The sequence below is a fragment of the Kitasatospora sp. MMS16-BH015 genome (genome assembly GCF_002943525.1).
In the GTDB taxonomy this organism is placed as follows: domain Bacteria; phylum Actinomycetota; class Actinomycetes; order Streptomycetales; family Streptomycetaceae; genus Kitasatospora.
The window spans coordinates 4,345,538-4,364,513 of sequence record NZ_CP025394.1; the positions used below are offsets into that span (position 1 = coordinate 4,345,538).

The 18,976-nt window shown below is 73.9% G+C and carries 15 protein-coding genes and 2 pseudogenes; 5 read left to right on the forward strand and 12 right to left on the reverse strand.

All coding sequences use genetic code 11. The features are described from left to right. Position 1: 1 nt before the first annotated feature. The 10 genes and pseudogenes from CFP65_RS18830 to CFP65_RS18875 all read right to left on the reverse strand — a co-directional run bounded on the left by CFP65_RS18830 (position 2) and on the right by CFP65_RS18875 (position 11,925). Positions 2-1,546: a DUF4407 domain-containing protein gene (locus tag CFP65_RS18830; RefSeq protein ID WP_104817208.1), complete on the reverse strand. Its 1,545-nt coding sequence runs from the start codon at positions 1,544-1,546 to the stop codon at positions 2-4. A gap of 2 nt (positions 1,547-1,548) precedes the next feature. After that, the gene (locus CFP65_RS18835) at positions 1,549-3,111 is read right to left on the reverse strand and encodes a hypothetical protein (RefSeq protein ID WP_104817209.1); all 1,563 of its coding nucleotides are present in this window, start codon (positions 3,109-3,111) and stop codon (positions 1,549-1,551) included. Positions 3,112-3,153: 42 nt separating this feature from the next. After that, complete coding sequence (locus CFP65_RS18840) at positions 3,154-5,190, reverse strand: hypothetical protein (RefSeq protein WP_104817210.1); 2,037 nt, start codon at positions 5,188-5,190, stop codon at positions 3,154-3,156. Then, positions 5,187-5,906: a hypothetical protein gene (locus tag CFP65_RS39030; protein WP_158702241.1), complete on the reverse strand. Its 720-nt coding sequence runs from the start codon at positions 5,904-5,906 to the stop codon at positions 5,187-5,189. The genes CFP65_RS18840 and CFP65_RS39030 overlap by 4 nt, the downstream gene beginning before the upstream one ends. 253 nt (positions 5,907-6,159) lie before the next feature. Then, positions 6,160-7,203 carry a TrkA family potassium uptake protein gene (locus CFP65_RS18850; RefSeq protein WP_104817211.1) on the reverse strand — a complete coding sequence of 348 codons (1,044 nt, stop codon included), beginning with the start codon at positions 7,201-7,203 and terminating at the stop codon, positions 6,160-6,162. 110 nt (positions 7,204-7,313) lie between these two features. Next, positions 7,314-8,726: a molybdopterin molybdotransferase MoeA gene (locus CFP65_RS18855; protein WP_371682434.1), complete on the reverse strand. Its 1,413-nt coding sequence runs from the start codon at positions 8,724-8,726 to the stop codon at positions 7,314-7,316. Continuing rightward, a pseudogene (locus CFP65_RS42525) lies at positions 8,723-9,142 on the reverse strand (DUF6457 domain-containing protein); the annotation flags it as partial. The gene CFP65_RS18855 and the pseudogene CFP65_RS42525, both read right to left, overlap by 4 nt. A gap of 114 nt (positions 9,143-9,256) precedes the next feature. Then, positions 9,257-9,817 (reverse strand): annotated as a pseudogene (locus CFP65_RS42530) (molybdenum cofactor guanylyltransferase); the annotation flags it as partial. 85 nt (positions 9,818-9,902) lie between these two features. Beyond that, positions 9,903-10,976, reverse strand: a complete 1,074-nt coding sequence (locus CFP65_RS18870; protein ID WP_104817214.1) for an MBL fold metallo-hydrolase — start codon at positions 10,974-10,976, stop codon at positions 9,903-9,905. Positions 10,977-11,154: 178 nt separating this feature from the next. Continuing rightward, complete coding sequence (locus CFP65_RS18875) at positions 11,155-11,925, reverse strand: polyprenol monophosphomannose synthase (protein ID WP_104817215.1); 771 nt, start codon at positions 11,923-11,925, stop codon at positions 11,155-11,157. 462 nt (positions 11,926-12,387) lie between these two features. Here CFP65_RS18875 and CFP65_RS18880 point away from each other — a divergent pair, with 462 nt between their 5' ends. Continuing rightward, positions 12,388-13,776, forward strand: coding sequence for a phosphomannomutase/phosphoglucomutase (locus CFP65_RS18880; RefSeq protein WP_104817216.1), 1,389 nt, complete (start codon positions 12,388-12,390; stop codon positions 13,774-13,776). A gap of 192 nt (positions 13,777-13,968) precedes the next feature. Beyond that, a complete protein-coding gene (gene manA, locus CFP65_RS18885) occupies positions 13,969-15,201 on the forward strand; it encodes a mannose-6-phosphate isomerase, class I (protein ID WP_104817217.1) in 1,233 nt (410 codons plus the stop codon). A gap of 244 nt (positions 15,202-15,445) precedes the next feature. Here the strand turns inward: manA and CFP65_RS18890 are convergent, their stop codons facing one another. Further along, positions 15,446-16,138 carry a TetR/AcrR family transcriptional regulator gene (locus CFP65_RS18890; RefSeq protein WP_104817218.1) on the reverse strand — a complete coding sequence of 231 codons (693 nt, stop codon included), beginning with the start codon at positions 16,136-16,138 and terminating at the stop codon, positions 15,446-15,448. Between the two features lie 121 nt (positions 16,139-16,259). Here CFP65_RS18890 and CFP65_RS18895 point away from each other — a divergent pair, with 121 nt between their 5' ends. Continuing rightward, the gene (locus CFP65_RS18895; RefSeq protein WP_104817219.1) at positions 16,260-16,847 is read left to right on the forward strand and encodes an NADPH-dependent FMN reductase; all 588 of its coding nucleotides are present in this window, start codon (positions 16,260-16,262) and stop codon (positions 16,845-16,847) included. Positions 16,848-16,882: 35 nt separating this feature from the next. Here CFP65_RS18895 and CFP65_RS18900 read toward each other — a convergent pair whose 3' ends face one another. Then, complete coding sequence (locus CFP65_RS18900; RefSeq protein ID WP_254552455.1) at positions 16,883-17,065, reverse strand: hypothetical protein; 183 nt, start codon at positions 17,063-17,065, stop codon at positions 16,883-16,885. A 463-nt stretch (positions 17,066-17,528) separates the two neighbouring features. Between CFP65_RS18900 and CFP65_RS18905 the strand changes: the two genes are divergently transcribed. Beyond that, positions 17,529-18,254, forward strand: a complete 726-nt coding sequence (locus CFP65_RS18905) for a hypothetical protein (protein WP_158702242.1) — start codon at positions 17,529-17,531, stop codon at positions 18,252-18,254. Positions 18,255-18,269: 15 nt separating this feature from the next. Further along, positions 18,270-18,914, forward strand: a complete 645-nt coding sequence (locus CFP65_RS18910) for a hypothetical protein (protein ID WP_104817222.1) — start codon at positions 18,270-18,272, stop codon at positions 18,912-18,914. Positions 18,915-18,976 lie beyond the last annotated feature (62 nt).

Sequence of the window (18,976 nt, forward strand, 5' to 3'; positions counted from 1 at the left end):
GTCAGCTCGCCTGGCGCCGGCCGCCCCGCACGGTGGACCAGCGGGACTGGCTCAGGTACTGCTCGGCGAGCTGGTTGATCTGCGCCTCCAGATCGGCGTTGCGCCGGGCCCGGGCCACCCGGAAGCTGGCCTCGATCTCCTCCCGGTCGGCCTGCGCGGCCTGCTCCCGGCGGTAGATCTCCACCTCCTGGCGCACCGTGATGCTGCGCTCCTCCAGCCGCCGCCGGGTGCCCGCCCGGACCACGTTGCTGCGCAGCTGGTCGGCCAGGATGCTGTCGTAACTCGTCGCACCGCCCATGAACTTGACCAGGATCGGCATGCAGTCGAGCAGCAGCACGAGCAGCCGCACCAGCCAGACCCCGGCGAAGACGAAGAAGTTGTCCGAGGCGACCTGCTCGAGCGCCCGGTCCTCGTCCAGCAGCCCGGTGCCGCTGTGGTTCTTCAGGTACTCCTCGGCCTTCGCCTTGGCACCCTGGTTGACCTCGGCGGCCTGGGCGGCGGTGGCCGTCTGGATGCCGGTCGTGAGGCTGTTCTGCCGGTCCCGCAGGGCGGCGAGCTCGCCCGCCCGCTGGGTCATCCGCTGGTCGGTGCGGAAGCGCTGCTCGGCGGCGGTGTCGGCGTCACAGGCCGGGCCCTTGCCCCGGCGGCCGGTGGTGCCGGGGGCGGTGGCGCCGTTGCACTCCGCGTTGGTGGTGGCGGCCAGCGTGTTGAGCTGGGCCTGGAGGCCGTCGAACTCGGCCTGCTGGGTCTTCAGTTGCTGCGCGGTCTCGGCCTGCTCCCGCTGGAGCGAGACCAGCGCGGGCGAGGGCGGCAGGGTGTGGTCCACGCAGCCCTTGAGACCGGGCGGCGGGGTGGCCTGGCTGCAGTCCTGCCAGAGCTTGTACTCGGCGCTGGCGGCGGCCGAGGCAGAGGTGCGGATCTGGTCCCGGATCGAGGGCTGGAAGATCTGCAGCACCAGCGGCTCGGCGATCACCAGCCCGACCACCACCGCCACGGCGAGCCGGGGCAGCAGCAGGACCAGCTTGGAGCGCAGGTCGAAGACCCCGTGACTGGCGGAGACCAGGAAGCCGTCCAGGGTGAGGATCAGCCAGCCCCAGACCAGCGCCACCGGCACCACCGCGAGCAGCGGCGCCCCGGGCACCACCTTGCCCACCGAGACGGCCATCGAGACGGCCGCCAGCAGACCGGTGTTGAGCACCACGAACGCGTACTTGGTGTACCGGGAGCGCTCGTCCGGCGTGAGGTCGAGCAGCTCCTCCCGGATGCCGATCAGTTTGCGCAGGGTCCGGGCCGGCCCCCGGTCCGGCGCCGCCGGCCAGCGCACCGACTCCACCCGCGCGTGCCGCGCCCCCAGCGGCACCGTCGGCGACTCCACGAACCCGCCGACCGGCCCCTCGACCCGTTCGGCGGCCCGCTGCCGGTCGTACTCGGCGGCCCGCTCGGCGGCCCAGGCTTCGGCCTGTGCCTCGGTCCAGCCGACGGGCCCCCCGACCCCGTCGCCCGGCTCCCGGGGCCCGTCGCCCGGTTGTCCGTCCTCGTCCGTCATCTTCAGCCCTCGTACTTCCACAGATCGTCGGCCAGGTCCTCGCCCGGCCCGTCCTCGGGCGGCCCGCCCGGGGACGCGGCCGGCTCCTTGGTCATCCGCACCCCGCCGGGCGCGCTCTCGTCCAGCTCCCGCCGCTCCCCCGAACGGCCCCGCGCGACCGGCTGCTGCGGGTCCTCCTCCCGACGGGCGTAGTCCTCCAGCCCGTCCACGAAGCGTTCCAACTCCTCGACGCTGCTGTCGCCGTAGCCCTTCTGGATGGCCGAGCGCCGCAGCTCGAACCGCATCTCCAGCCGCCGCTGCTGGTCCTCGTAGCGGCGCTGCAGCGCGGCCATCCGCTCGTCCCGGGCCGCCTGGTAGCGCTGGTCGGCCCGGCGGTCGTCCCGCTCCACCTTCCACCGCCGGTCCTCGCGCTCCTGCGCGGCGGCCGTGCGGCGCTCCTCCGTCCGGGCCTGCAGCTCGATCCGGCGGCGGTCCAGCTCGGCCATCTCCTCCCGGCGCAGCGCCTCGGCCCGGGCGTCGTCTCGCTGCACGTCCCAGCGGTAGTCCTCGCGGTCCAGCGATCGGCCGGTCAACCCCCGGTCGTAGGACTGCCGTTCGAGCCGGTCGAGGCGCTCGAAGAGCTCCCGCTCACCGATCTCGCCGCGCTGGTAGGAGAGCCGCACCTGGCGGGCCAGCGAGGCGCCCACCGTCTCCTCGTCGGCCTGGTACTCCTGCCGGGCGAATTCGTTGGAGCGCCGCCGGCGGCCCAACTCGCCACGCTGGTCCAAATCCTGGAGATCGTGGCCGTGCAGCCGCTCGTCCACCTCGTCCAGCCGTACGGTCTGCCGGGTCTCCCGCTGGTAGCCCCGGGCCCGGGTGTCGTACTCGTGGTCCTTGTCGAGCTTGTCGGTGCGGACCAGGTGGCTGTGCTGCTGGTCGATCCGGGTGAGCCGCAACTCCCGCTCGCGGCGGGCTATCGCCTCCTCGTGCTCGCGTTCGGCCGCGCGGCGGGTGTGCTCCTGCTCCTTGAGGATGGCCGGGGTGAGCACGTCGGTGCCGACCACCCGCACCGCCATGCCCGGGTAGGCCGGCGGCTGGATCTCGGTGTAGGCCCGGATCTGGGTCTGCACCAGCTCGCGGACCTCGAACAGCTCGTCCAGGCCGTGCTGCTGGCCGATGTCGTGGATCCGGGGGCAGCCGTTCAGGTAGGCCAGCAGATTGGCCCGGATCCGCCGCCCGTCCTCGACCACCCGGGCCGCGTCCAGCACCGCGCAGGCGAACTCGGCCCGGACGGTGAACTGTTCGGCCTCGTGCGAGCCGAGCTTGAGGTCGACCACCACCGAGACGTCCTTGCGGCAGTCCACCACCGTCACCGAGGTGGCGGCGCGCAGCACCGGGTCGTTCAGCGGCCGGTCGCCGTCCTCCACCAGGTAGGTGTCGCCGACCCGGTAGACCAGCTTCTGGTGCGAGGCGACGGCCGGCAGGTCACCGGGCTGCCGGGCCGGGCTGCCCAGGCTGAACCGCCGTGCCCTGGGCAGCCGTTCGAGCGGTTTCTCGTCGACGATGGGGTAGGTGTCGGTGTCCACTTCGGGATCCCTTCCGCACAGATGGGGTGAAACCCGGGGGTGTCAGGCGCGGACGCCGGCCCGCCGGAGGGCGTCCAGCAGGCGCAGCGCCTCGTCCTTGCTCAGCCGGCCGGCCCGGCCCTCGGCCGTCCGGCGCAGGGCCAGCAGCAGCTTGCGCCACTCCTGGGGCGGCATCCTGGCCTCCAAGGCGCCGCCGAGCAGGCCGAGTTCCTCCTGCGGGCGGTGGCTCACCCGGTCCACCGTCCACAGGCAGGCGTAGAGGGCGGCCCTGGCCCGGCCCAGGGTGGGCACCGCGAGCAGCAGCGGCGCCCACAACTCGGCCAACTGCACGGCCCGTTCGGCCCGGACGTCCTGCTCAAGACCGTCCGCGGTGAGCAGCAGGGCGGCCGCCGAGCGGCCCGGTTCGCCCGCCTCCAGCACGGCCAGCGCGGCCTGCCGGGCGAGCTCCTTGGGCCGGTGGCTGCTCGGCCGGTCGGCGTACCGCTCCAACCGGCCGGCCAGCACGCCGAGCACCACCCTGGTGTCCTCGCCGTACTCCACCAGGCCGGTGAACAGCCGCCCGAGCTCCTCCAACGCCCGCTGCTCCTCGCCACCCTCCTGCCCGGCCACGTGCCAGATCCAGCGCACCGCCTCGGCCGGGAAGCGCACCCCGAGCTCGCCGCCGAGGGCGAGGGCCGCGAGGTAGCGGCGGGTCGGATCCCGGTCGCGGGCGAAGCGGCGAGCCACGTCCAGGGCGGCGGGGGCGAGTTCGTCGTCCATGGCCATGCACCAGAGCGTGTAGGTGGCGGTGAGGGCGTGCGCCGGGCTCTCCTCGGGCTCGGTCCACGGCCAGAGGTACTGGGTGAGCACCTCCTCGAAGGCCGGCCGGGCCAGCAGGGCCAGCCCGGCGGCCACCGAGACCTGGGTCTCGGCGTCCGAACCGGTCACCAACTCGCCCAGCCAGCGCCGGATGCCGTCCCAGAGCTCGAAGTGGTGGCGCTGCCAGAGCTCGCGCAGCACCTGGGCCCGGTGCGCCGGGCGGCGGAAGACCACGGCGGTGCGCGGCAGCACGCCGGAGAGCAGCCGGGTGGTGGTGATCAGTCCGCCGTCGGTGGTCAACTGCCCGCGCAGCGGCAGCAGTCGGGTGCTGCGCGGGGCCTCCTCCGGATCGGCCGGCTCGGGTTCGAGCAGCTGCTGGAGCAGGTGCAGGGCCCGTTCGAAGTCCCGCTCACCCGCGCCCGGCACGAAGGCCAGCGCGGCCACCGCCAGCCGGGCCCGCGGCTCGGGCCCGGCGTCGAACCAGGCCGTCACCACCGGGTCCAGCGCGGCCGTCCGCTCGGCCCAGACCTGCTCGGGCACCGCCCCGGCCGCGATCCGGGCCGCCACGGCGGCCAGTTCGGCCGGGGTGGCGTCCGGCTGCCGGCTGGCCAGCGCCGCCGTCACCGTCTGCTCCCCACAGCCCGCCAGCAGCAGCGCGGTGCGCAACTGCTCGGCCCCGTCGGGAGCCGCCCAGTCCACCGGCCCGAGCGAGCCCGGCAGCCCGCCCTCCAGCCGCTCGGCGGCGGCGGTCACCACCAGGTGCGCCCCGCAGGCCCGCACCTGGTCGCGCACCTGCCGCCAGCCGAAGTCCAGCGCCTCCCCGCCCGCGAGCTCCTCGGTCCGGTTGAGCAGGGCATAACCCCAGCCCCGCTGGTAGTCGGCCCGGGCCAGCTCCTCGGTGGAGAGCACCGGGGAGAGCAGCCGCAGCGGCCCGCCGGCCACCTCCCGCAGCAGGTTGACCGCCCCGCTGCGCTTGCCGCTGTCGGCCGGGCCGACCAGCAGCACCACGCCCTGCTCGCGGAGCCGCTCCAGGGCCCGCCCGTACGGCGCCGGGCGGACGTACCCGCGCAGCAGCCCGGTCACCTCGGCCTCGGAGAGCTTGCCGGTGTTGCTCCGTCGGCCGGTGGCGGGCTCGGCGGCGATGCCGAAGTGCGCACCGGCGGCGTTCACCTGACCGTGGAAGTGGTTGTGCACCCTGGCACCGAAGTCCTCGGCGCGGTGCGGCTGTTGGGCCGGCTCCTCGGGGGCCGGCGGCGGCTCGGTGGTCGAGGTGCTGCTCATCTTCGGTCCTGCACGATCCCGAAGACGGCGCCCCGGGCGTCCACCGCACCCTCGAAGCGGTTCACCACCTGCGGCGCGGGCGCATCCACCTGCGGCGCGGGCGCTTCGGCCTGCGGCGCGGGCTCGGGTTCAGCGGGTTCAGCGGGCTCCAGCTGCGGCTCGGCCTCGGGCAGCTCCAGCGCGTGCACGTCCCCGGTGGGCAGCCAGAGCCAGACCGGTTCGGCGTACTCCCGCTCGGCGAGGCGCACCCGCAGCTCCCGGAAGTCCTCGGCGCGCAGCGGCGGCACGGTAGCCTGGAACACCTCCCCGGAGAGAGCGAGCGCCAGGCTGGCGGTGGAGGCCGTGAGGGCCTGCCGCAGCGGCCGGCTGTCGGCCAGCCGGGAGACCAGCACCGGACCGGGGCCGTGGTACCCGAGCGGCCCGCGCTCGGCCAGCCCGCGGTGGACGGCCATCCGTAACCTGACCTGCTCCTGGGCCGAGGCCCGCCCGTTGTACGCGTCGAGTAGCCCGGCCAACGCCTGGGCGAACGGCCCGACCAGCCGCGCCTCGTCCGCCGGATCCCCCTCCGGCAGCACGGCCAGCACCGAGTCGGCACCCCCCTGCTCCACCCAGCCGGACCGGTCCAGCCCGGCCCGTTCGGCCGCGGCGGCCAGCGCGGCGGGCACCGCGTGCCGCACACTGCGCTGCTCGACCCGGGCACGCGGCGCGTACCCCATGACGTCCACCCGGAACAACAGTCGGCGGGTCGCTCGCTCCGGCCCTCGCTGGTCCGGCCGCTGCGGTGAATTCATGATCGACCCCAGGGACTTCCGGCCGGTGCGCCAACCGCCTCCGGCCTGCCAGTGGGCTGGATATTGTCACATTGGAGACCGATTCGGAAAATCCTGATTACCGATCGTCAAGTTTTGCTTTCCGACCAGATTGAACACCAATTCCCGTACAGCAAAAGATCATTGACGATCCACCAGGTCAAGGCCTGGGTACCGCCCGCTGAATGGTGATCACCCGGTCGGTCAGCTGGAGCACCGCCGCCTCCGGCTCGGTGTACCTCAGCACCCGGTGCCCGCGCACCACGGCCAGCACCAGGTCGTCGCAGGCCCGCGGACTCTTCCCGGCCTCCTCCCGGGTGACCGGCCGCTCCACCACGTCCAGTCCGGTGCCGTAGGTGAGCAGGTCCTCCATCACCGCCCCCGCGTGCGGGCTCAGCACCGACATCCCGAGCAGCCGCCCGGCCGAGCTGGAGCTGGTCACCACCACATCGGCCCCGCTCTGCCGCAGCAGTGGCGCGTTCTCGTCCTCCCGGACGGCCGCCACCACGGTGGCCCCCTTGTTGAGCTGACGTGCCGTCAGGGTCACCAGCACGGCCGTGTCGTCCCGCTCAGGCGCGACCACCACCCGGGCGGCCACCGGGAGTTCGGCTCGCAGCAGGGTGTCGCTCCGGGTCGCGTCGCCGACCACCCCGACCAACCCGTCCCGGTTCGCCTGGTCGATCACCTTCCGCTGCGGGTCCACCACCACGATGGTGTCCTTGGGCACCCCCTGCCCGAGCAGGGTGTCCACCGCGCTGCGGCCCTTGGTGCCGTAGCCGACCACGACGGTGTGCTCGTGCACGGTGTTCCTCCACCGGTCCAGCCGCCACTGCTGGCGGGTGCGCTCGGTCAGCACCTCCAGGGTGGTGCCGACCAGGATGATCAGGAAGACCACGCGCAGCGGCGTGATCACCAGGATGTTGACCAGCCGGGCCGAGTCGCTCACCGGCGTCACATCGCCGTAGCCGGTGGTGGAGAGCGTCACGGTCGCGTAGTACGCGGCGTCCAGCAGGCTCACCGAGTCGTTGGCGTTGTCGTGGTAGCCCGCCCGGTCCAGCCAGACGATCACCGTGGTGGCCACCAGCACCAGCAGCGCCGCCGCCAGCCGCACCCCCACCTGCCGCAGCGGCGGCCGGGTCGGCCGGGCCGGCAGGAAGACCCCGCCGCCGTCCGCCACCGGGGCCGTCCGCAGCGACCGCAGCATGGGCACTCCCCTGGTGATCCGACCCGCCCGCGCCGCCTGGGCTGCCCGCGCCGCCTGTGCCGCCCGCGCTGCCCGTGCCGCCTGTCCGTTCTGCACCGGACGCCGGGCGCTCACGGCAGGGCCAGCAGCTCGACCCGGCCGCCCGCCGGGCAGCCGCCGGGCTCCACCACGGCCAGTGCCTCGGCCAGCGCGAGCCCGCGCAGCATCGCCGGGCCGTCGAAGGCCAGCGGCGTCACACCCTGCTCCGTCCGCCGGACCGGCACCAGCCGGGTGTCGCACGGGTGGCCCGGCAGCGCCACGGCGGCCCGGGCGAAAGCCCCGGCCTCCTCCGCCCGGCCGGCCAGCCGGTGCAGCAGCGGCAGGGCGAGCGTCACCGTGCCCGCGACGGCCGCCAACGGATTGCCCGGCAGGCCCACCAGGTGGCGCCCGCCCGGGAGTTCGGCCAGCAGCATCGGATGACCGGGCCGGATCGCGACCCCGTCCACCAGCAGCCGGGCCCCGGCCGCCGCCAAGGCGTCGTGCAGGAAGTCCACCGGGCCGGCGGCCGTCCCACCGGTGGTCAGCACCAGATCGGCGGGCGAGTGCCGCACCGCGTCCCGCAGCAGCCCGAAGTCGTCCCGCACGTACCGCTGCCCGATCAGCTCCGCCCCGGCCGCCGCCAGCCACGGCGGCAGCAGCGGCCCGAGCGCGTCCCGCACCTGCCCCGGCCCGGGCAGCCCGGCCGTGAGCAGCTCGTCGCCGAGCACCAGCAGCTCCACCGTCGGCCGCCGCCGCACCGACAGCCGGTCGTGCCCGCAGGCCGCCGCCAGCCCCAGCACCGCCGGAGTCACCATCACCCCGCCCGCCAGCAGCGGCTCCCCGCGCCGGCACTCCTGCCCACGCGGCCGCACGTCCTGCCCGGGCGGCACCGAACGGTCGCCGTGCAGCACCCACGGCACCTCCCGACTGGGCACTCCGCTCGGCCCTCCCGGCCGTCCCCCGGACGCCGCCGGCGGCACCGACCGGCCGTGCTCGCGGCGCAGCACCCCGGTGGCCCCGCCCGGCAGCTGCGCGCCGGTCGCGATCTCGACGGCCTCACCGTCCGCCAGCTCCACCCCCGGCTGCCCGGCCAGGACGCGCCCGACCAGCTGCCAGGGTCCCGGCCCGGACACGGCCCAGCCGTCCATCGCCGAGGTGTCGAAGGCCGGCAGATCGGTCAACGCGGCCAACGGCTCGGCCAACGTCCGCCCGAGCGCCGCCCCCAACTCCACCTCGACGGCGGGCAGCACCTGACGCCCCGCCGCCCGCGCCACCGCCCGGGCCCGCGCCCAGGCTGCCGGAGCACCACCCTTCGGCACCGCCCCGGCCCTCCCGGGCTCGGCCCCGCTCGCCGGCTCACCCAGAAAATCACCAGCCGGCCCGCCCAACGGATCACCGGCCGAGCCGTTCGCCGGTCCACCGGCCGGGCCGCGCACCGCACCGTTCCCCTCGCCACCGGCCGGGTCGCCGACCGGACCGAGTGGATCCGCCGTCATGGTGGTCACGCCGGGTCCTTCGACTCATGCCCGGGCGACCCGGCAGCTCCCGAAGCCGTCCCGGCCACCCCCGTCTCCCCGGCAGCTCCCGAAGCCGTCCCGGCCTCCCCCGGCTCCCCCGGCTCCCCCGGCTCCCCGGACCCTCCGGCCTGCGCCACCCAGCGCTCGGCGAGGGCGGCCAGCCGCGCGCTCGCGGCTGCGACGGCCTCCGGCCCGCCACCCTGCTGGGCTGCGGCGTACCCGACCAGGAAGGTGCTCAGGGGCGCGGCCGGCCGGTCCACCCCGTGGGCCACCACCCGGGCGAGGTCGAGCAGACCCCGCACGTCCACCTCGAGGTCGATGCCGAGTTCGGTGCCGGCCTCGGTGATCCAGTCATCCAGCGTGCGCTCCATGGCCCCATGCTGCCTGATCCGGTGCCGCGCGCAGCGCTCCGGTGATGACCGTCGCGCGTCGTTTCGCTCACTCGGCCACCTGACGCGCCGTGAACCCGCACCCCTGCCGTGGGTGGCCTACTCGGCCGGGGCCTCCGCCCGGGCCCGTTCGCGGGCCTGGGCCAGCTCCTCCCAGGTGTCGCAGTCGTAGGCCGTACCGCCGGGATCGGCGAGCCTGGCCGTCCGCAGCGGGGCGAGCAGGCGCCGCAGCGGCTGCCCGGCCGGGTCGCCGAGTTGGGCGAGGGCGGTGCGCAGGGCGGCCGTCCGGTACGCCCCGGCGAGCGGCTGGTCGCGTCCGGCGGCGTCCACCAGGATCGCGGCCTCGGTCTCCTCCGCGTCCAGCGCGGCGAGCAGCCGGTCGATGGTCGGCCGGTCCAGGAACGGCAGGTCGGCCGCCAGCAGCAGCACCCGCTCGGCCGTCACCTGTCCGAGCCCGGCCGCCACCGCCGCCACCGGCCCGCCGCCGGGCGGCTCCTCCCGGGCCCACCGGACCGTCGGCCCGGCGGTCGCCCGCTCGGGGCCCACCACGACCGTCCGCCCGGCCGCCGCACAGGCGGCCAGCACCCGGTCCAGCAACCGCCGCCCGCCGACCTCCAGCCCTGGCTTGTCCGCCCCACCCAGCCGCCGGGCCGCGCCCCCGGCCAGCACCATCGCGTCGTAACCGGTCATACCGTCAGTATCGTCCGGCCCGGCCCGCCACCGGCGGCCCGGCCACGTCCCGGTGCCCGGCCCCCCAGCACCCGCCGGGGCGGCGTCACCGCTCCCCGCCGGTGCCCTCCCCCGGCTCCTCGACGATCTCGGCGTCCACGATCCCGTTCTCCTCGGCCGCCGGCGCCCGCCGGGCCACCTCGTGCCCCTCCTCCGCTCCGCCGGCCGCCTGCTCCAGGGCCGTCGCGGTGGCGGCCTCGGTGTTGGCGGCCGCGCCGAGCTCCAGGATCAGCGGCAGCGTCAGCGCGCCCCACCGCTCGTTGACGGCGGCGGCCAGCGCCTCGGGGTCCTCGGGGTGGTCGGCCAGGGCCCGGTCGAAGTCCCGCAGGTAGGCGTCGGTGAAGCCGAGCACCTGCCGGGCGTCGTCGTCCCCGCCGGGCGCGCGGTGGCCGGCGACCACCCGGTCGGCGCCGAGGTCGGCGATCCGGGCGAGGTTGCGGAGCCACTCCTGCCGCTCGGTGGGGCCGGTGTCGGCGGTCCAGACGTGGGTGCCGTAGTACGCGAAGTCGCCGGCGAGCACGGTGCCGGCGCTGGGCACGTGCACCAGGGTGGAGGCCGCGCAGTCGCCCTGGCCGAGGTGGAGCACCCGGATCAGCTGCTGGTCGATCATCAACGGCTGCGGCAGCAGCGGGGCGGGCAGCAGCGGCTGGTCGGGGATGTCGTCGCCGTACACCGGCTTCCACTGGGCCACCTTGGCGGCGGCGGTCCGGGCGATCTCGGCCACCACCGGCGGGGCGGCCAGCAGCTGGGCCTTGGGGAAGAGCCGCAGCACCTCCTCGGCCCCGAAGTAGTGGTCGGGGTGCTGGTGGGTGATCACGATGGCCAGCAGCGCCCGGCCCTTGCCGGCGATCCACTCGGCGAGCTCGCGGCCCGCACTGCGGGTGAGCTGGGCGTCCACCAGGATCGCGGTGCGCTCGCCCATGATCAGGCTGGAGGTCGCGAAGAACGCCGTCTCCGGGCCGGTGAACACCTCGACGGTCAACGGCGCCGGCACCGGCCCTCCCCCGTGCCCGGGTCCGTAGCCGGGCACCGGGCCGGCCGACCCAGCCGGTACCGGGCCCGGGCCGGCCGCCGGGCCGAGCTCCGCGCCTGCGGTGTGGTCGGGCGGGGACGTGCTCACGGGTGGCTCCCTGGTCGGCGCGGCGGCCCGTTCGGGGCCCTGTTCAGGGCTCCAGCTTGGAAGCACCGCCCCCGGAACGCCGTGCAGGCGCGCCCAGCCGGGTGAGTAGTGCTCGTCACTCCCGGCCGGACCCGCCTGCGGGGCCGACTTCTGGTTACCTCCGGTTACCCGGGGTCCCCTACTTCTTGCCGGTCTTGCCGGTGAGCTTCTGGATACGGCTGTTGATGCCCCAGCCGGTGACGCGGAAGAGGGCTTCGACGAGGATGTTGCGGCTCATCTTGGAGGCGCCGAATTCGCGCTCGATGAAGGTGATGGGGACCTCGACGACCTTGAAGCCGGCCTTGACGGTGCGCCAGGCGAGGTCGACCTGGAAGCAGTAGCCGGCGGAGGCGACCTCGTCCATGCCGATGCCCAGGAGGGTCTCCTTGCGGAAGGCGCGGTAGCCGCCGGTGACGTCCTTGATGGGGACGCCGAGCATCATGCGGGAGTAGAAGGAGCCGCCGCGGGAGATGAGGAGGCGGGACTTGGGCCAGTTGACGACCTTGCCGCCGGGGACCCAGCGGGAGCCCTGGACGAGGTCGGCGCCGCGCAGGGCGGTGAGGAGGCGGTGGAGTTCCTCGGGCTGGTGGGAGCCGTCGGCGTCCATTTCGACGAGGACGCTGTAGCCGTGGTCGATGCCCCAGCGGAAGCCGGCGAGGTAGGCGGCGCCGAGGCCTTCCTTGCCCTTGCGGTGCATGACCTGGACGTGGTCGTCGGTGGCGGCGAGCTTGTCGGCGATGTCGCCGGTGCCGTCGGGGCTGTTGTCGTCGGCGACGAGGACGTGGACCTCGGGGACGGCGGCACGGACGCGGGAGACGATCCGCTCGACGTTCTCGGCCTCGTTGTAGGTCGGGATGATCACCAGGACCTTGCCGAGATCGGCGAAGGTCGTCTCCTCAGGGGCAGTCACGTCTGAGCCTTTCGAAGCAGCCGGGAAGAGGCACCGGGTCTGCGGTCGTCCGTCAGGCGGTCGTCCGTCAGGCGGCGGTGCGCGTCATGCGCTGACCACAGGAACTGGGCCCACGCGGTACGACGTTGCAGTACGGATGCACTGCGGGTGCAACGCGGATGCGCTGCGGGTGCGGTACGGAATGCAGTACTGGTTGCGGTACGACGATGTCAAGAATCCGCATGCTACAACGGCCGAGCGGCCACCCCTGACCTCAGGGCCCGGCCGCCCGGCCCCCACCAGGTAGTCTTCCTGCTCAACCTGAACACCAGCGGGTCGCGGAGCAGGGTCGCTCCCGTCCGGACTCTCGTCGACGGCTGCCCCGAACTCCCGGGGGCCCACCGGACCGGCGCCCCCGAGGCCCGCACCGGTGTCGACCGAGAGCGTGCGGGCTCAGACCGCACCGAGCAGGGTGGAGCGGTAGTGCGGGACCTGAAGCAGTTGGTGAAGGCGTACGACGTGCGTGGCGTGGTCCCGGACCAGTGGGACGAGGGCCTGTCGCGGGCGTTCGGTGCGGCGTTCGTGCGGGTGGTCGGGGCCGCGGCGGTCGTGGTGGGCCACGACATGCGCCCGTCCTCGCCGTCGCTGTCGCGGGCGTTCGCCGAGGGCGCGGCCGCCTCGGGTGCGGACGTGGTCGAGATCGGGCTCTGCTCGACCGACCAGCTGTACTACGCCTCCGGGTCGATGGACCTGCCCGGTGCGATGTTCACCGCCTCCCACAACCCGGCCCAGTACAACGGCATCAAGCTCTGCCGGGCCGGCGCGGCCCCGGTCGGCCAGGACACCGGCCTGTCCGAGATCCGCGAGCTCGTCGAGTCCTGGACGGCCGCGGACGGCACCGTCACCGTCCCGCCGCTGGAGGGCGTCAAGCCCGGCTCGCTCTCGCAGGCGGAGACGCTGCGCGGCTACGCGGACCATCTGCTGGGTCTGGTGGACCTGACGGGGATCCGGCCGTTGAAGGTCGTGGTGGACGCGGGCAACGGCATGGGCGGCCACACCGTCCCCACCGTCTTCGACGGCCTGCCCCTCGATGTCGACGCGCTGTACTTCGAGCTGGACGGCACCTTTCCCAACCACGAGGCGAACCCGCTGGACCCGGCGAACCTGGTGGATCTGCAGGCGCGGGTGCGGGAGGTCGGCGCCGATCTGGGGCTGGCGTTCGACGGGGACGCGGACCGCTGCTTCGTCGTGGACGAGCGCGGTGAGCCGGTCTCGCCGTCGGCGATCACGGCGCTGGTCGCGGCCCGGGAGATCGCCCGGGCCCGTGCCGCGGGTGAGGCGGAGCCGACGGTCATCCACAACCTGATCACCTCGTGGACGGTGCCGGAGGTGGTGCGGGAGCTGGGTGGCAAGCCGGTGCGGACCCGGGTGGGGCACTCCTTCATCAAGCAGGAGATGGCCACGACGGACGCGGTGTTCGGTGGGGAGCACTCGGCGCATTACTACTTCCGGGATTTCTGGCGTGCGGACACCGGCATGCTGGCGGCCCTGCACGTGCTGGCGGCCCTGGGCGGGCAGGACGGCACGCTGTCGGCGTTGACGGCGGAGTACGACCGGTATGCGGCCTCGGGTGAGATCAACTCGACTGTCACGGACCAGGGGGCGAAGGTCGCGGAGGTCCGCGCGGCTTACGAGGGTCGGGACGGGGTGTCCCTCGACACGCTGGACGGGCTGACCGTCGCCGGGGCGGACTGGTGGTTCAACCTCCGTGCGTCCAACACCGAGCCGTTGCTGCGGTTGAACGTGGAGGCGAAGGACCCGGCTCGGATGGCGGAGCTGCGTGACAGCGTGCTGGCCACCGTCCGCGCCTGACCGTCACCTCGCTTCGCCCTCGGAGCTCTGGACACCCGGGCGGCCCCGCACAGCCGCCCGGGTGTCACCCACTTGTTACGAAAGGTCGGCTAAGGTCGATTCCCTCCGCCAGGCCGGTGCCCGCCGCACGGCCCGCGCGGCCCTGCCACTCCGGAACGACTCCGGCAGCCTGACCTCGAAGGACCCGCGACCATGGACAAGCTCGTCAACATCGTCCGCCCCTATGCCTGGGGTTCGGTCACGGCCATACCCGAACTGATGGGCCAGGAGCCGACCGGCGAACCGCAGGCGGAGCTGTGGATGGGCGCCCACCCGGGCTCCCCCTCGCTGGCGGTCCGCGACGGGGGCACCCACTCGCTCGCCGAACTCATCGCCGCCGCACCCGAACGGGAACTCGGCACGGCCGCCGTCGCCAAGTTCGGCCCGGAGCTGCCGTTCCTGCTCAAGGTGCTGGCGGCAGGGCAACCGCTCTCCATCCAGGCCCACCCCGATCTGGCCCAGGCCCGCACCGGGTACGCCGACGAGGAGGCCCGGGGCATCCCGCTGGACGCCCCGCACCGCAACTACAAGGACGCCAACCACAAGCCCGAACTCATCTGCGCCCTCACCGAGTTCGACGGCCTCTGCGGCTTCCGTCCGGCGACCGAGGCCGCCGACCTGCTGGAGTCCCTGAACGTCCCGGAACTGGCCGACCTGATCGACCTGCTCCGCACCAAGCCCGAGGCCGAAGCCCTGAGCGAGGCCCTCGCCACCGTCCTGTCGATGACCGGCCCGACCGCCACCGAGACGGTCGCCCGAGTGGCGGCCGCCGTCGAACGCGCCGCCGCCACGGAGGCTGGGACCGGCTCCGGAACCGAAACCGAGGTCACCGACGGGCAGTTCGCCGGCTACGCCTTCGCGGCCCGTGAATTCCCGGGTGACACCGGGCTGTTGGCAGCTCTGCTGCTCAACTACGTGCGCCTGCAGCCGGGTGAGGCCCTGTACCTGGGCGCAGGGGTGCCGCACGCGTACCTGCGCGGCCTGGGCGTCGAGATCCTGGCCAACTCGGACAACGTGCTGCGCGGCGGGTTCACCCCGAAGCACATCGACGTGCCGGAGCTGCTCCGCGTGGTCGTCTTCGCGGGCGGCCGACCCGAGGTGCTGCGGCCGACCGTCGGCGCGGACGGGGAGCAGCTCTACCCGGTGCCGATCGACGAGTTCCGCCTCTCGCGCTACCAGCCGACGTCCGCCGCACCGGCCGCCCTGGGCGGCACCGCCCCGCAGATCCTCCTCTGCACCGAGGGCAGCGCGGTGCTGAACGGCGCCGACGGCTCCTCCCTCACCCTGGCCCCGGGCGAGTCCGCCTTCCTGCCGGCCGACGGCACCGTCACGACGGTCGCCGGCGCCCCGAGCGCCACGGTCTTCCGGGCTACGGTCACGCTCTGATCTTGCGCCGGCGGATGACCGACGATAACTGACTGCCAACCGATGACGGGTGACCGATGACCGGTGACCGGTATCGGATGGCAGAGATCAGCTGACGACTGACAGCCGACAAAATCTGTCATCGCCATTTGCACCGCTGCCTGCGGTCATCGGTCATCGGTCATCGGTCATCGGTCATCGGTCATCGGTCATCGGTCATCGGTCATCGGTCAAGGCGTAGCCGTCGGCGCGCGCCGCGTCCACCTCAGCCGTACGCCCGCAGGAACGCCCGCACCCCAGCCCGGACCAGCCCCTCGGCCTCCTCCGCCGGCACGGCGACCGTCCCCCACATGCTCCGCGCCTCCACCTCCGCCGTGGCCAGCGCCAGGAAGTGCGCCACCATCCGGTCCACCGCACCCGCCCCCGCAGCATCGACGGCGGTGCCGGCACCGGCACCGGCACCCAGCAGCCCCCGCTCCACCAGCCCCGTGAACCGAGCGACCAGCTCCCGCTGCACCGCCCACGGCCCGACCTCCTGCCAGGCCGCCACCAGCTCGGCCGGCAGGTGCCTCGCCTCCGCCTGGATCTGCCGCACCAACGCGAAGTGCGCCTCGAAGCTCTCCGACCGCGCCGCCAGCGCGAGCCCCAGCCCCACCAGGTCGTCCTCCAGCGAGACCACCTTGCCCAGGTGCCGCTCGATCTCCGCGAGCTGCGCGTCCCGGACCCGCGTCGCGCTCTCTTCGATCACGATCCGGAAGAGCTGCGCCTTGTCGGCGAAGTGGTTGTAGATGGTCCGGGTGGAGACCCCGGCCTCCCGGGCGATCGCGTCGATGCTCGCCCGGGTGTAGCCGTCCTGGGCGAAGACCACACCGGCCCCCTGGACGATGGCCTGCCGCTTCTCCGCCAGGCCACGCCGGGGCGGCCGGTCGGTCGGGCTCTCGGCCTGGCGTTCTGACATCGCTCCTCCATTTTTTGCAGATACCGTTTTACTTGCTGCCATACACGTTGTACTTTACTCAGCACGCCGTCAGTACTCCACCGGCGCGACCACACCACGCCTGCCAACCAAGGAGTTCGCCATGCCCGTCACCACCCCGGTCCGCCTCGCGATCATCATCGGCAGCACCCGCCCCGGCCGGTTCGCCCCCACCATCGCCCGGTGGGCCGCCGAGCAGGCCGACCACTACGGCTTCGAGCTCGATCTCATCGACCTGGCCGAGACCGGCCTGCCGCATGAGCTCGGCGACCCGTCAGCCGAGGGCCGGGCCGCCGTCGCCGCGCTCAGCACCCGCCTGCACCGGGCCGACGCCTTCCTGGTGCTCACCCCCGAGTACAACCACAGCTTCCCGGCCCCGCTGAAGCAGGCCATCGACTCGTTCCGCCCGGAGTGGGCCGCGAAGCCGGTCGCCTTCGTCTCCTACGGCGGGATCAGCGGCGGCCTGCGCGCCGTCGAGCAGCTCAGGCTGGTCTTCGCCGAGCTGCACGCCACCACCATCCGCAACACCGTGAGCTTCCAGAACGCCGGCGCCCGGTTCGACGCCGACGGCCGGCCGGTGGACGCCGCCGACACCAACCTGGCCATGAAGGAGATGCTGCACCAGCTGGACTGGTGGGCGCAGGCCCTGCGCACCGCCCGCGCCACCACTCCCTACGGCCAGAACGGCTGACCGGCCGGGCGCCAACCAGCCGATCCCCCCACCACCTACCCGACGATCTGCTGGAAGAGGACGACCCCACCGGCGAAGCCCGCCCCACCGGCCAACACCGCGTCCGCCGCCCCCGCCCCGCCCAGGGCGGTCAGCACCCCGGCGGCGACCCCCGTCAACACTCCGAGCAGCAGGACGAGCGTCGCCCGCTGGTCGAGCAGAGGCTTCTGAGCACTCACCACGGCCCTCCGTTCGCTTCAGGGCCATCTCCGTTGCGGCGAGACCCACTTGGGGATGTAGGTCCGACCGGCCCCCGGCCCCCTGGTGACCGGCATCACATCGGATTCGCCGACCGCAGCGGGGGAACACGGCTACCAGCGCCCTACCACCCCAGTTGTCAGGCAAGGCCGCACCACCCGGATCACCCACCCGCAGGGAGCCAGCGTGCAGGTCGCAAGCTCTGCCAGCTTCGGAGATCCCGAGCATCCATCGGAAACCCATCAGACCGACCAGCCGACGAACCGTCCGACGAACCGTCCGACGCACCTCCCGACGGACGGGATCTCCACCGAGGACGACTCCACCGACGGTTCCCCCACCGAGGGGGACCGCAGCCACGAACCGACCGGGCCCACCGAACTCACGGGGGCAACAGGGCCCACCGAGCTGACCAGAGCGGAATTCCTGCTCCTGGACGGCTGGTTGACCCTCGGCTCGCCCCGCGAGGACGAGGCCGCCCGGGCCGCCCGGCTCGCCGCCGACCAGCGGTTGGTCGAGCTGCTGCGCCGCGACGGCTTCACCGGACCCCGGTTCGAGCGGTTCGCCGAACGGACCGTCCTCTACGGGGTGAACGTGCTCTCCAAGTGGGCGCTCAGCGGCGAGATCTTCGCCAAGGCGGCCGCCGCCGGGCGACCGGTCCGCACCGTCCGTCGCCCCGCCTGGTCCAGGGACGAACGCCGGGACGTGGCGGTGGAGACGGCCCTGGTCGGCTTCGCACTCTTCCGTCAGCACGGGTTGATCCTCGGCCGCTGGCACCCGAACGGCGGTGCCTCGCTGACCACTTACTACGTGGGCGCCACCTTGCGGGTCTTCCCGCAGACCTATCACCGATGGCACCGGGAATGGCTGAACGGCCAGTACCTCAGGGCCGCCCTGAACCCAGGCTCGGAGGAGGGCCGGGACCACCCCGACGTCGTCGACCACCAGGCCGTGGATCCGTACCGACACGCGGCCGACCGGGACGAGTTGGGCCGACTGCTGCCGAGCGTCCGGGATCCGAAGCTGCGCGCCATCCTCCACTGCGTCGCGGACGGCTACACCCAGGAGGAGACCGCCCGCCGGGTCGGCCTGCCGTCGGCCAAAGCCGTGGAACGACGCCTGGCCCGCGCCCGGAAGACCTGGCGCACCACCCGCACGCGGCAGGTCTGAGATGGGGGGGACCCGATGAATGCCCGCAGCAACAGCAACAGCAACAGCGATCCGGCCGGGCCGCACTTCCGGGCCCCGGGCCCGCCGAACACCCACCCCGACTCGGCCGACCGCACCGACCCGGCAGACCTCTCCGGCCCGACCGAGCACACCAATCCGACCGATCAGACCAACCTGACCGATCACACCGGCCGCGCCGACCCGAGCAGCTCGTCCGTACCGTCCACCTCGCCGAGCCGACCGGCTCACCCCGCCATCCGTGGGGCGAGCCGGCCCTGGGCCGACCAACCCCCCGCCGACCGACCTGCGCCCGCCCCATCCGTGCCGGCCGCCGGTCCAGCCTTCCCGGGGTCCGGCGAACCGGACGAGTTCGAGGCCCTGTTGGCCGCGTCCAGTCTGGGTGCGCCCCACGTGCTGTCCACCGTCGAGCAAGCCGACCCGGCGGTGACCGTGCGGGTCCGCGCTGCCCTACGCCGGGCCTCGGCGGTCTCGACCGCCGGGCCGCCGACCGGGTGGTCGGCGCTGACCCTGCCCCAACGGACCCCGCCGCCGTACCACTGGGTGCTCCCCGAGGCCCACGGTCACCGACACCGCCTCCGGCGGCGCCACCACGCCCGTGTCAGCCCGGTGGCACCCGGCGTCCCGGGCCCGCGCCGCTGAAGGCCGAGCACCACCACCGGGCAGACGCACCGACCCGACCGGCAGACCGTAGGCGCGCCCAC

Coding starts and splice junctions, on each gene's coding strand:
- CFP65_RS18830 (WP_104817208.1), bottom strand. CDS start 1,546: ATGACGGACGAGGACGGACAACCGGGCGACGGGCCCCGGGAGCCGGGC.
- CFP65_RS18840 (WP_104817210.1), bottom strand. CDS start 5,190: ATGAGCAGCACCTCGACCACCGAGCCGCCGCCGGCCCCCGAGGAGCCG.
- CFP65_RS39030 (WP_158702241.1), bottom strand. CDS start 5,906: ATGGGGTACGCGCCGCGTGCCCGGGTCGAGCAGCGCAGTGTGCGGCAC.
- CFP65_RS18850 (WP_104817211.1), bottom strand. CDS start 7,203: ATGCTGCGGTCGCTGCGGACGGCCCCGGTGGCGGACGGCGGCGGGGTC.
- manA (WP_104817217.1), top strand. CDS start 13,969: ATGGACAAGCTCGTCAACATCGTCCGCCCCTATGCCTGGGGTTCGGTC.
- CFP65_RS18890 (WP_104817218.1), bottom strand. CDS start 16,138: ATGTCAGAACGCCAGGCCGAGAGCCCGACCGACCGGCCGCCCCGGCGT.
- CFP65_RS18895 (WP_104817219.1), top strand. CDS start 16,260: ATGCCCGTCACCACCCCGGTCCGCCTCGCGATCATCATCGGCAGCACC.
- CFP65_RS18910 (WP_104817222.1), top strand. CDS start 18,270: ATGAATGCCCGCAGCAACAGCAACAGCAACAGCGATCCGGCCGGGCCG.